Below are 12,786 nucleotides of genomic sequence, written 5' to 3'. Positions count from 1 at the left end.
CCCAGCCCGGCCTTCTGGCTCTTGGGCTGCGGATACTCGGCCTGGTTTTCTGGGGTATCGGCCAAGGTCATCGTCGCCCCGTCGGCGAGGCGCACCCGCCGATTCCGCCAGTGCCACCAAGCCGGCGCCCCGTCCGTCATGAGCCCCCCGGTTTGGCGTGTCAGGCTCTTGATCATCGGCAACGGCAGCCGGGCGCGTGCCTGGCAGTACCCGCTGGTGCGGGTACTGAGGCGCGGCAGCCCGGCGATCAGACGCTTGACCGCGTAGTCGTCGAGCGCCTGGCGGCAGCTGCCGTCCGCCGACAGCGCTTGGGTCATGAACATCGCCAGGGTTTCGGTCGGCGGAAACGCCCGCTGACGATACGCTGGCGCCAGCGCCGCGACCCGATCGAGGAGCTGCGGGCCGGTCAACAGATTGTAGAAACCGCTGCCGTCGATCCGGTTGGCATGATCAAGGACACGTTGCCGCGTCGCGGCGCTCTGGTTACGATGCATGGGGGGTGGCTTGCAGAGGAGGCGGTTGGGTTTAGCAACTTTCAGCCTACCACCCTTGCGAGCTAGCCCCAACTTTTCAGGCGGTTGCGCTTAACTTAGCGCCATTCGGGCAAGGCCACTTATCGAAAGAGGTAAAGGCCGTCCCGCGCTGAGCGCCATCCGCGGTACCCCATGCAGTCATATTGTTATTTGGCGGCAAAGGTTCAGGTCGGGTCAGCGCAGCTAAACCCGACATTCCGCCGTGGGATGTCGGGTTACGACGCGCGTCAGGCACCTGCTGTTGGTTTCTGGGGCAATACCATGCGTGCCTAACCCGATCGACGGGACTCCGGAACGCCCACGAAAAAACCGATCCCGCTGGGGCAGGATCGGTTCCTTAGGCGTGGGGCGCCGATTACGGGCGGACGGTGTCGCAGCGGTTAATCTGCGCGCCACCGGCCTTGACGTTGCTCTTGATCTTCATGGCGATGCTCCAAACAGGATGTAAGGGAGATGCGGACAGGTCCCGCTTAGCGGCGGACGGTGTCGCAGCGGTTGGCCGCGAGACGGTTCTTACCCGGCGGATCCGGCTGGGGATTGAATGCGTCTCCGGCTCTGACGTTGCTTTTCACTTTCATGGTGATGCTCCAAACAAAGGGCTGTCATGGTTGGGTGTACCCGAGTGGCGAGCCGCTCGGTTGGGATCAATATAAAGGATCAGAAAAAAGGCGCAGCCAGCGAACGGCGCACTTCGCTGTAGGAAAATGCTGATACCGTGCCGGCTCGCCGCTGGCTGTCCCATGCTCCCGGATCGTCTCTCGCCCCCACGCATCTCGGTTACACCGGCCGCTGGACTGGATTCCGGCGTCCCCGGCGGAATGCGGGGGCGCCGCGGCTCAGGACACATCGCCCGCCTCCCACGGTTGCCCCTGGTCGAGGCGCACCCGTCGCCAGCGCGGATCGGCCCATACCTCCTCCCGGACCTGAATCTCAGCGTCGTGCAGTGCGCGATAGAGTGAGCCGGGGTTTTCCATGAGCGCCCGCGGGTCGCCATCCTCGACGATGCACCCGCCGTCCACCACCAGCACCCGGTCGAACGCCAGGGTCTCGCCCACGTCATGGGTAATACACAGCAGGGTGGCCTCGCACCAGTGGGCGCGGGTGCGCCCCAGCAGTGCATGACGCACAGAGCGCTCCAGTCCGCGGAAGGGCTCGTCCAGGATCACCAGGCGGGGGGGCGCGCGCAGCAGGCCCCGCCCCACGCGCACCCGCTGACCCTCGCCGCCCGACAGGCGCCCGCCACCCTCCCCCAGCACGGTTTGCAGCCCGTCCGGCAGGCGCTCGATGACCTCGAGCAGTTCGGCCGCGGTCAGCGCCCAGGACCAATCGGCGTCACCCTGGGCGCCATAGGCGAGGTTCTCGAGCAACGACCGGTTCCACAGGCGCACCGCGGGGTCGATCCACACCAGTTCGTGCCGCAGCTGCTCCAGGCGGGCGCTGTCCAGCGGTTCACCGTCGATCCGCACCCTGCCTGCCGCCGCCCGGTGCCAGCCCAGCAGCAACCCCATCAGGCTAGACTTGCCGGCACCGGACGGCCCGACGATGGCGACGTGCGCACCCGCGGCCAGATGCAGATCAAGGTCACGCAGCAGGGTATGACCGCCGGCCTGGACCGCGACCCCATCCAATGTGATAGCGACGCCGGGGGCGGCGGCCACCGGCGGGGCGGCCACCGGGGCGGCATCCCACTGTACCGGCGCACGCAACGGCTCCAGCAGGCGCAGACTGAGGTTGCGCTGGCCTGGCCATTGCCGCGTCAGTAGTGCGATCTCCTCGCCCAAGGCCGGGATGGCGAGCGCCCAATAAACCAGCAGCAGTGCCCCGGCGGGGTCGCGGTGGTCGGCGGCATACGCGAACAGTAGCCAGGCCGCCAGCGCGAATCCGCTCGCCGCTTGGAGACCCTCCAAGACCCATTGGGCGCGGAACAGCCGCAGCCGGGCACCGCCCCATTCCACCAGCAGGTCCTCCTGCTCGCGCCGGATCGAACCCTCGGCGCCGTGTGAGCGGATGGCCGTCAGGCCCAACAAGGCATCCAGGTAGTACCGCATGAGGGCGCCGTTGTGGGTGCGTGCCCGCAGATCGAGCTCCTGCAACCCACGATTTGAGGCCAGCGGCAGGGCAACCCCCAGTGCCGCGGCCAACAGGACGATGGGCGTACCGCCGGGATAGATCCAGGCGATGGCTGCGGCGGTGACGCCCAGTGTGAGGCAGGCGCGTAGCCACTGGCCCCCGAGTGACGGGAGGCGATCGAGTGCATGGACGGCATGGCTGCGCTCGGCCATATCGGAGACCGGACGGCTGCGGAAATACTGGTCAGGCAGCCGCGGTATCCGCTCCAGCACGGCGAGCCGCAGGCGTGTCTCCAGGCGTCGGCCCAACCGCAGCAGCGCACCGGTGACGCCCAGTTCCAGCCACAACAGGGCCAGGGCCAGCAGCATGAAATAGCCCGAGGCGGCCAGGCGTTGCGGCACTAGGCTTAAGCTCTGGCCCAAGTCGAGTGCGCCGCGCAGCAGCAGGGCCTCCAGGACGACGCCTAAGGCCGCCAGCAGTAGACCGCCGCCCAGGGCCGTCCAGGTCCAGGCGCCATCGCCGCGCAGCAGCGCCCACAGATCGCGCAGGGGGCGCGGCGGGGCCTCGGCAAGCGCGGCGGCCAATTCCAGGCCGAGCGGGGCTGGGGCTGCTTCATCCGTGTCCGCGATCGATGCCACCTGCCGGCCACGCACGCGGATCAGCACGGCGCCGATGAGTAGCACTTGCGCTTGCTCATCATCGCCGGGCGGCGCTGGACTCACCGACCAATAGGCCGCGGGGATCGAACGCTGCGCCGCGTCCGGGTCAGCCGCCGCGCGCCGCCAAAGTTTTTCCAATACAGCCCCGGCCGCGGGTCCCGACTTGAGGCCGTGGCCCTGGACCAGCGCGCCCACCAGGCGGGTCGCGGCGTCCAGTGCGGCCAGGTCCTGCCAGGCAGTGGCGTCCGCCGCCGCGGCCAGCCAGGCGGTCGCCTCCTCGCCCAGTCCCAAGTCGCGCAGCCGGCGCCCGAGCGGAAGCAGGAAGTCGGCGGAGCGTGCCCAGGCGTGCCAATCGGCAGCGCCGACCTGCATGCGGTGGATGAAGAGGTCGCGCAGCAGGCGCTCGCGCGTCAGCCAGCGTCGGCCGGAGGCAGGGTCCATGAGCTGAACCCAATCGCCATGCCGCCGCCACACCACCACGAAATGGGTCAGACCCGCGGCCAGGCGCACCACGACCAGGGCTGGCGGGGCGGCGGCCTCGGGTAGCAGCAGATGGTCCGACGGGAGCATAACCTGCTCGGCGTCCAGCCCCAGTGCGTTGGCGACCTCCTCCATGGTATCAATGGAGGTGCCATCCACCCCAGTCTGGCAGGCCTCGCGCAGGCGTTCGTAGCTCACCGGGATACCGAAACCCTCCAGCAGTGACTTGAGCGCGGCCGGTCCGCAATCCATGGCGGAGGTTTGGACGACCTCGGGAGCGAGAAAACGGCGTGTTGGAGTTTTCATCGCTTCAATGTGTCCCGGAATCCGCCGTCGTGCCGCCTGCGTCCGGCGTGCCGCGCCTGGTGGTCAGCCAGCGGCCCACGGCCCGCAATACCAGCCGGGCCGGGGAGGTCCGCTCCACTTCGATTTCAGTGATACCGGACAGTCCATGCCCGAGCGGGATAGCTGGCGCCGAGGCACCGTCCAGGGCCAGTTCCACCCGCACCTGCCCCCCCAACGGATCGTTACCAACCGACTCCACCGTGGCGGAGACGGTGCCATACTGGGTCCAGGGAAAGGCATCCAGCAGCAGCCGGGCCGCTTGGCCGGAGCGGATGCGGCCGACTGCCGCACTGCCAAACCAGGCCTCCGCGTGGAGGGCGCCGTCGGGTACCACGGCGCCCAGGACTTGGCCGGCTTGCACTACGGCACCGTTGTGCAAGGCCTCGACCCGCCCGAGGCGCCCGGCCATGGGCGCGCGGATCGCGTGTAGCTCGATCCGCTGCCGGATCGCGCGGTCATCGGCTTCGGCCGCCTGTACCTGACCTTCCAGGTTCGCGAGTTGGCGTTGCAGATCAAAGATGGCCGCCCGGCGATCGGCGATTTCCACCTCGGCCTCCTGCTCCAGCCGGCCGGTATTGGCATCGCGCGCCCGCACCGAGGCCTGGCCGGCCTCCACCTTGGTCTCGGCCTCTTGCACGAGTTCCTGGGTGACGAATTGCCGACCCGCCAGTCGGCGCCGGGACGCGGCCTGGGACTCGGCGAAGTGGGTCTGGGTGATGGCCTCTTGCGCATTGGCGCGGGATTCGGCGACCCGCAGCGTCTTAACGTTGCGCAGGGCCGTCAGCGCCGCCTCGCGCGCCCCGATCTCCGGACGCAGCTGATCCGCCTGGACCTTGAGGCTCACCAGGCGCCCTTCGCTCTGGGCCAAGGCGATGCGTTCGGCCTCCGCATCCAGTTCCACCAGCACCTCGCCGACGACCACCCGGCGCCCCAGTTCCAGATGGGTGTTGAGGACTCGACCCTCGATCCGGGTGGCGATCGGATGCGCGGCGGCGGCGGCCTCCAGGCTGGTCTTACTGGAAACTTCATAGACCCGGACGTGTCCGCCCAGGAACCAGGCGAACCAGGCCGCCAGCAGCAGGCCGGCGAGTCCGAGGCCAAGCGTCCGCGGGCCGCTGGAGTCGGCCGCGAGGGCGCGCCAGGTTCGTCCAAAGGAAACCGCCATGGGGTCAGTTAACAATGCTATGAATTGGGTCGCTGTAGTGTAGCGGCCTTTATGGATGACGGCGATCCGCAGTCAGACCCGGACACCGCCAGGCCAGGTGCGGGATTGCTGCGCCGGGGCCAGCCTCACTCCCGGCGGACAAGCAAGCGCATGAGGTAGAAGAGTTTCCGAAACCAGCGATTTGGCTAGTTTAGCCAAGACCGCCGCCATGGACCTCGCGATCTCCTGCAACCGCTTCACCCCGTCTGTATACAACGCCACCCACCCTGCGGCTGCGCAAAATCCGCGGCATCCACCCGGCGGTCGCGGCCGGGGCCACTCCAGCCCATGCGCTCGGCCTTACTGAGCCGCGCCGTCTGAAACGCAGGAAGCGCCACGTTGGCGCTCAATATTTGACCGAGCAGCCGTAGGGTCGGGTCACCGGGGCGGTCAGGGGCCGGCCAGCGTCCAGGTCGGCGATTGCCTGACGGACGTAGTTGCGGGCGCCGGGGATATCCGCGGGATCGGTGGTGGCGCGGTCGTCGATACCGCCCATGTAGACCAAGGTTCCGGCGGCGTCGATGACATACAGATGCGGCGTGGTCTTGGCCCCATAGGCCCGACCCAGCGTCCCCTGCGGGTCCAATAGAACGGCAGTCGGCGCCGCCTTGCGCTCGGCGGTCAGCCGGTCCGCTTCGGTCGGGCTCACATAGCCCTGATTGCCCGGGGCCGAGGAGATGACCGTGAGCCACACATAGCCGGCCGCGGTCGCCTCCCGCTGGAGAGTCTGCATGTTGCCGCTCCCATAGTGTTTGCGCACGTAAGGACAGCCGTCGTTGGTCCACTCCAGGATCACCTTCTTGCCCTTCAGCTCAGCGAGGCTCCAGGTCTTGCCGCCGGTATCGGCGACCGTAAACGGCGGCGCCGGCTGCCCCACTTGGGGCGCAGCGGCACCCCAGACGAGCCCCCAGGTCAAAAGTGCCCCGATCAAGGCGAGCGTCACTGGCGCCAGGGAGCAGGTCTTACGTGACTGACAGTCGAGTTGGGTCATTGAATTCTCCTGCGGTTGGATGTCGATCGCTCAGTGGTCAATGCCAGGCTATCTGGGGTCGGCGGGCGCGCTCCCCAGTGCCTGGCGCACCATGCCAGGGGTCAGGAGCTGAGGCAGCACGCGGGGCTCGCCGCCCGGCGGATAGTAGACATAGAGGGGAACACCGTTGCGGCCGAAACCGGCCAGATAGGCGCCGATCCCCTGGTCGCGATGGGTCCAGTCGCCCTTGAGATAGAGCACGTCCGCGGCCCGGAACGCGGCCACGACGCCGGTGGCGGTCAACGCTACCCGTTCGTTGACCAGACAGGTGATGCACCAGGCCGCGGTCATGTTGACGAAGACCGGCCGACCTTGGGCACGCGCCTGGGCAAGGCGCTCGGGCGAATAGGGCTGCGCCGGCAGTCCGGCCTGCGCCGCCGGGTCGCCCGCCTGCGCAACGGGTGCCGACGCACCCGCGATCACGAAGCCGAGCCACAGGGCCACCGCCAGCCCGGCCAGGGCCGCGGCGTCCCCGGCCAGCGGCCAACCGCGTCGCGCCATCGCCGTGCGCTCGCGTGCCCAGAGCCCAAAGCTCAAGGCGAGCAGCCCGGCGAGCACCCGGGCAACGCCCGCCGGCCCGGTCTGCACGCTCAACACCCAGACCAACCAGGCGGCGGTGGCGAACATGGGAAAGGCCAGGAGCTGTTTCAGGTGCTCCATCCAGGCCCCGGGCCGGGGCAGTCGGCGGGCGAGGCCCGGGGCGAGCGACAGCGCCAAAAAGGGGGCGGCCAGTCCGAGCCCCAGGGCGAGCAGGACGGTGAGTGCCAAGGGCCAGGCCAGGGTCAATGCATAGCCCAGGGCAACGCCCATGAAGGGTGCCGTGCAGGGCGCCGCCACCAGCGCCGCCAAGGCACCGGTCCCGAAGGCACCGATAACCCCACGGCCGGCCCGCCCACCGGCCAGACCCATCAGGCGGCCGCCCAGCGTGACGGCGCCCGCCAGGGACAGTCCCAAGACCAGAAAGACGTCGGCCATGATCGCCACGAAGGGCGGGTACTGGAGTTGGAAGCCCCACCCGACCGCGGTGCCGCCGGCCCGGGCGGCGAGCAGGATCGCCGTCAGACCGGCAAAGAAGACCAGGACCCCAGCGGTGTAGGCGAGCCCATGGGCGATGCGCTCCCGAGCGCCCAATCCCCCCTGCCCTGCCAGACTGAGCGCCTTGATGGCCAGGACGGGAAATACACACGGCATTAGGTTCAGGATCAACCCGCCCAGGAAGGCGAACGCCAAGGCGAGTGGTAGGCCCAACGTTGGCGCTGCCGCTGGGGCCGCCTGGTAGACCGCTTGATCCGGTGTCCCGCGCGTGGCGTTCACCTCGAAGGAACGGCCGCTCCCGTCGGCCCCTTGAACCGACAGGAGTCCGCCGGGGTCCGCCGTGGCGGCCACCTCGCCCGGGCTCAGGTCGAGCTCCAGCCGATCCCCGGCCAACCGCCAGGGCTGGTCCGCCGCTGGCTCGATCAGCCCCCAGGACCAGGGGAAGAAGCGGACAGCGGACGGCGCGGGTCCCAGCCCGGCACTGGGAAGTGACAGCCGCAGCCCGCCCGGTGACTGCACCAGCACCGCGCCAGCGAGCGTCCCCACAGGGAGTCCGGCACGCGCCTGCGCGAACGCCGTTGCCGCCTGCGGGTCGCTTGGACCGGCCGTGGCAGCGGTACGAAGGGTCAGTTCCAAGACCGCGGACTCCGGGACACAGTGCTCCTCGCACACCAGCCAATGGGCCCGTGCCCGCACCGGGATCGGCTTACCGATTGGCCAGTCCGCCGGGATCGACAGACGCACCGGGTGCAGGGCGCGGCCCGAGTAGCCGAAGTTAGCCAGCGGACCGACTCGGATCAGCGCAGGGGCCGGAAATTGGAGCGGACCGGCGCGCACGCCCTGCGGCAGGGTCCAGTCGATCCCCGGGGCCTCGCCGGAATCGCCCGGGTTGCGCCAATAGGTGTGCCAGCCGGGCCGGATCTCCAGTGACAGGAGCAGTTCCAAGGGCTGCCCGGGCACCGCAGGATCGTGCTCCGCCAGCAAGCGCGCGGTCACGTGTTCGGTGCTGACCGGGTTGCCCCAGGCCAGCAGCGGGGCAATCAGCAGGACCGCCCACGCCATCGCCCGCCCGGGCCGCACGTCGGCGCGCTGCCAGGTGCCGCAAGGGACCGCGCGTAGCGGCGCGCCACCCGGGACTCCTGGTACGAACAGATGCATCAATGTCCAATCGCTCACCACGTTGACCCCCTACCGGCGTTGATAGCTTCTCGACCCAAAACGTTCCGGACGGCACAGGAAACGCTCTCGCAGCCCCATTGGCAGGCGCCGACGGCACGCCCTGCCCATCAAGGCGCCGCTGCAAGTCACCATAGAGCGACGCCTGGACGTCGAGCCGCACCTGCAGGCACTGCACGCGCCCGTCCTGTTCGGCCAACGTGTGTCGTAACGCACGCTCCTCGGCGACCAGCGTCTGGCGCGTGGAGTCGACGATGGCCAGTTGCTCTGTCAACGTCGCGTTGTCGGCCGTCAGTCGCGCCTGGACCGTGACGCGCTCATCCCTTGCGCGCTGGACCTCGCAGCACAGTCTGGTGGGACTCACGCAGTTCCCGACGGACATCGGCCAATTCGGCGGACAGCCGGGCGCCGTCCTGGCCGCTGCGGATCACCTCGTCCTGTTTGTGGCGACCAGCGTCTGCGCGCGCTTGCGCGGTTCGGCCTGGAGTTGCTGCACCTGCGTCTCGTGGCGGCGCTGGTCCAGGTCACGCGGATCCTCGACCGACTGCCGGCCATGCGCCAGGGAGTCGCTGGCATGCCGATGTTTTTCCTCCATGGGTCATCGCGGAATTCGGACTTCATCATCAAGCCCATCAAGGACGGCACGGCGCTTAACCCCGTTGTCCGTTCCACTGCGCCTCGAACCCCTGATCAGGGTCGCCGCCAGGCCGAATAGAAGGGATCTGATCATAGGTTGCATGGCTCGTTCATCCTCGCACCGCGACCGGCGCTCCAGCGGCGCCCGGCCCAGTGCCGGAAGCGGTCCAGATACAGGTAGACCACGGGCGTGGTGTACAGGGTCAGGAGTTGGCTGACGGTGAGGCCCCCGACGATGGCGATACCTAAGGGCATCCGCAGTTCGCCGCCCTCGCCGCCGCCGATGGCGAGCGGCAAGGCGCCAAAGAGTGCGGCCGTGGTCGTCATCATGATGGGCCGGAAGCGCAGCAGACAGGCCTGATAGATGGCCTCCTCGGGTGGCAGACCCTGGGACCGCTGCGCGTACAGGGCGAAGTCGACCATCATGATCGCATTCTTTTTCACGATACCGATCAGCAGCAGCACCCCGATCATGGCCATGATGGTGAAGTCGAGCCCGAACGCGAGCAGGGCGAGCAGTGCACCGACCCCCGCCGAGGGCAGGGTCGAGATGATGGTCAGGGGGTGCACATAGCTCTCGTAGAGGATGCCGAGGACGATGTAGACGGTGATGATCGCCAGCAGAACCAACCAGGGCTGGGATTTAAGCGATGCCTGGAAGGCGCGGGCGGTACTCTGGAAGCCGCCGTGGATCGCGACCGGCATGCCGATCTGGCGGCTGGTTTCCTCGACCACGCGCACCGCATCGCTCAGGAAGCGTCCCGGGGCTAGGTTGAACGTGATGGTGCTGGCGACGAACTCACCCTGGTGGTTGACCGCCAGTGCGGTCGTCGTGGGAGCGTAGCGGCTGAAGGCAGCCAGGGGCACCTGGGTGCCGCTCGGGGTGCGGACCTCGATCTGGGCCAGCGCGGCCGGCGACTGCTGATAGTCGGCACCGACCTCCATGACGACGTGATATTGGTTCAGCGGCTCATAGATGGTCGACACCTGCCGCTGGCCGAAGGCGTCATAGAGGGTGGCGTCGACGAGTCGCGGTGTCACCCCGAGGCGGCTCGCGGTGTCCCGATCGATGGTCAGGGTGGTTTGCAGGCCCTTGTTCTGCTGGTCGCTGTTCACGTCGGTGAGCTCCGGTCGCTCGCTCAGAGCGCGCTCGAGCCGTCGTGTCCAGGTTTGCAGCTCGGTCGGGTCGTCGCCCTGCAGCGTGTATTGGTACTGGGAGGCACCCGCGCGCCCGCCCATCCGGATGTCCTGGACCGACTGGAGATACAGGTTCGCGCCCGGGACCCGGGCGAGTTTGCCGCGCAACCGGCCGATGATCTGATCCGCCGAGACGCCGCGCTCCGCCAGCGGTTTGAGTGTTACGAACATATTGGCGGTGTTGCGTTGCCCGCCGCCGGTGAAGCCGACCACATTCGCTACCGCCGGGTCGGTACGCACGATCCGCATCACCTCGGCAAACTTCACACTCATGTCCTGAAAGGAAATGGCCTGGTCCGCCTGGAGCGAGCCGTTGAGCCGGCCCGTATCCTGCTGCGGAAAAAAGCCCTTGGGCACGATCATATAGAGTTGGACATTCAGGGCCACGGTGGCGCCCAGGATCAGCATGATCAGGCGCGGGTGGCGCAAGGCCCAGCCGAGGCTGGTACGGTAGTGTCCATGGAGCCAATCAAAGCCGCGCTCCAGTTTGCCCATGAACCGGCCCGGTCGGGACTCCGCTTGGGGCCGCAGCAGCCGGGCGCACAGCATGGGCGTGGTGGTCACCGAGATCACCAGCGAGATCAGGACCGCGACCGACAGGACCACGGCAAACTCGCGAAACAGCCGACCGATGATCCCGCCCATCAGCAGGACTGGAATGAACACCGCGATCAGCGACAGGCTCATGGACAGGACCGTGAAGGCCACCTCCCGCGCCCCCTGCAGGGCCGCCTCCAGCGGGCGCAGGCCACGCTCGATGTGGCGCGAGATGTTTTCCAGGACCACGATCGCGTCGTCCACCACGAAGCCGGTCGCAATCGTCAATGCGGTCAGCGACAAATTGTCGATGCTGTAGCCCGCCAGATACATGACGCTGAAGGTGCCGATGAGCGAGACAGGCACCGCGACGGCGGGGATCAGCGTGGTCCGTACATTGTGCAGGAACAGAAACACCACCAGGATCACCAGGACGATCGAGACGCCCAAGGCGGTCTCGACATCATGCAGCGAGGCGCGGATAGTGCCGGTACGGTCCATCACCACCTTGAGGTCGAGCGCGCCCGGCAGCGCGGCCCGCAGTAACGGTAACTGATCTTTGACCCGCGCGACGGTCGCCAGGATATTGGACCCGGGCTGGCGCGACAGGATCAGCAGCACCGCCGGGCGCGCGTCGGCGAGCCCCGCGTTGCGCACATCCTCCACCGAATCGACCACCTCGGCGACATCGCGCAGCCGCACCGCGGCGCCCTGGCGATAGGCGATGATGAGCGGGGCAAACTCGCTGGCCGTCTTGGCCTGGTCGTTGGCCTCGATCTGCCAGTAGCGTGTCGTGTCCTCCAGCGCGCCCTTGGGCCGATTGGCATTGGCCGCGGCGAGCGCGGTGCGCACGTCCTCCAGACCGATCCCATAGCGGTTAAGTGCGTTGGGGTTGAGCTCGACCCGCACCGCCGGCAGCGAACTGCCGCCGACCCGTACCTGCCCGATCCCCTGTACCTGTGAGAGTTTCTGGGCCAGGATGGTCGTGGCGGCATCGTACATCTGGCCCCGGGTCAGGGTGTCGGAGGTCAGCGACAGGATCATGATCGGCGCGTCCGCCGGGTTGACCTTGCGGTAGGTCGGATTGCCCGGCAGGCCGGTCGGCAGGTCCGCGCGTGCCGCGTTGATGGCCGCCTGGACGTCGCGCGATGCGCCGTCGATGTCGCGAGCCAGATCGAATTGCAGGGTAATCTGGGTGCTGCCGAGCGAGCTTGCGGAAGTCATCTCGGTCACGCCGGCGATGCGCCCGAGCCGTCGCTCCAGTGGTGTGGCCACGGTGCTCGCCATCACCGTGGGGCTGGCACCAGGCAAGTTGGTTTGCACCGAGATAGTTGGAAAATCGACCTGGGGCAGCGGCGCGACCGGCAGCAGCGGGAAGGCAAAGGCCCCCGCCAGCGCGAGCCCCAGGGTCAGCAGCGTGGTGGCGACCGGCCGGCGGATGAACAACTCGGTGAAGTGCATGTCATTCTTTACACGAGGCAAAGCTTCGGCTCAGGCCGACAGGCTGGTAACTGTGAGCGAAGCCACGAAAGTCGCACTGGCCAGCCCAAAATTAAACAACATTTACAGGATGTCTATTTTTACCAAACCCCTCATAAGGGTAAAAGTTGGCGGGCGTCTTGTCTTGTTAATTTCGTAAGACCATATAAGAATTAAAAAACGAGCAATGGTTTGTCCATAACCGACCAGTTTCGGACAGATACGCCAGTGGTGTACGAAAGTAGGCGAAATGGATTTCGGACGGCCGTTGTCATTCGTACACTGATTTCGGACAGCACGGTTGACACCCCCGCCTCGGCCAATTTGCCCTTTCCGAGGGGTTGGGCAAAAACAGCCGAGTACCTGCATACGGATGAATCGAGGCGGGGCTCGGGGTGGTCACCG

General features: G+C 67.6%; 6 protein-coding genes and 1 pseudogene. All 7 read right to left on the bottom strand.

Annotated elements, in window-relative coordinates; all coding sequences use genetic code 11:
- Positions 1-494, bottom strand: a pseudogene (locus QZY44_RS11090) (IS4 family transposase); the annotation flags it as partial.
- A gap of 875 nt (positions 495-1,369) precedes the next feature.
- Positions 1,370-4,048 (bottom strand): ATP-binding cassette domain-containing protein, encoded by a 2,679-nt coding sequence (locus QZY44_RS11085; protein WP_295446145.1) that lies wholly within the window; start codon positions 4,046-4,048, stop codon positions 1,370-1,372.
- Between the two features lie 4 nt (positions 4,049-4,052).
- Positions 4,053-5,252, bottom strand: coding sequence for an HlyD family efflux transporter periplasmic adaptor subunit (locus QZY44_RS11080; RefSeq protein WP_295446143.1), 1,200 nt, complete (start codon positions 5,250-5,252; stop codon positions 4,053-4,055).
- A 385-nt stretch (positions 5,253-5,637) separates the two neighbouring features.
- A complete protein-coding gene (locus QZY44_RS11075) occupies positions 5,638-6,282 on the bottom strand; it encodes a thioredoxin family protein (RefSeq protein WP_295446141.1) in 645 nt (214 codons plus the stop codon).
- 48 nt (positions 6,283-6,330) lie between these two features.
- Positions 6,331-8,532: a thioredoxin family protein gene (locus QZY44_RS11070; protein WP_295446139.1), complete on the bottom strand. Its 2,202-nt coding sequence runs from the start codon at positions 8,530-8,532 to the stop codon at positions 6,331-6,333.
- A 427-nt stretch (positions 8,533-8,959) separates the two neighbouring features.
- Positions 8,960-9,127, bottom strand: a complete 168-nt coding sequence (locus tag QZY44_RS11065) for a hypothetical protein (RefSeq protein ID WP_295446137.1) — start codon at positions 9,125-9,127, stop codon at positions 8,960-8,962.
- 131 nt (positions 9,128-9,258) lie between these two features.
- The gene (locus tag QZY44_RS11060) at positions 9,259-12,384 is read right to left on the bottom strand and encodes a multidrug efflux RND transporter permease subunit (RefSeq protein WP_295446135.1); all 3,126 of its coding nucleotides are present in this window, start codon (positions 12,382-12,384) and stop codon (positions 9,259-9,261) included.
- Positions 12,385-12,786: the final 402 nt, after the last annotated feature.

Source organism: uncultured Thiodictyon sp. (assembly GCA_903837595.1).
Classification (GTDB): domain Bacteria; phylum Pseudomonadota; class Gammaproteobacteria; order Chromatiales; family Chromatiaceae; genus Thiodictyon.
The sequence above is the reverse complement of the archived record's forward strand: the minus strand, read 5'-3'. Positions and strand labels throughout refer to the sequence as shown.

Coding starts and splice junctions, on each gene's coding strand:
- QZY44_RS11085 (WP_295446145.1), bottom strand. CDS start 4,048: ATGAAAACTCCAACACGCCGTTTTCTCGCTCCCGAGGTCGTCCAAACC.
- QZY44_RS11080 (WP_295446143.1), bottom strand. CDS start 5,252: ATGGCGGTTTCCTTTGGACGAACCTGGCGCGCCCTCGCGGCCGACTCC.
- QZY44_RS11075 (WP_295446141.1), bottom strand. CDS start 6,282: ATGACCCAACTCGACTGTCAGTCACGTAAGACCTGCTCCCTGGCGCCA.
- QZY44_RS11065 (WP_295446137.1), bottom strand. CDS start 9,127: ATGGAGGAAAAACATCGGCATGCCAGCGACTCCCTGGCGCATGGCCGG.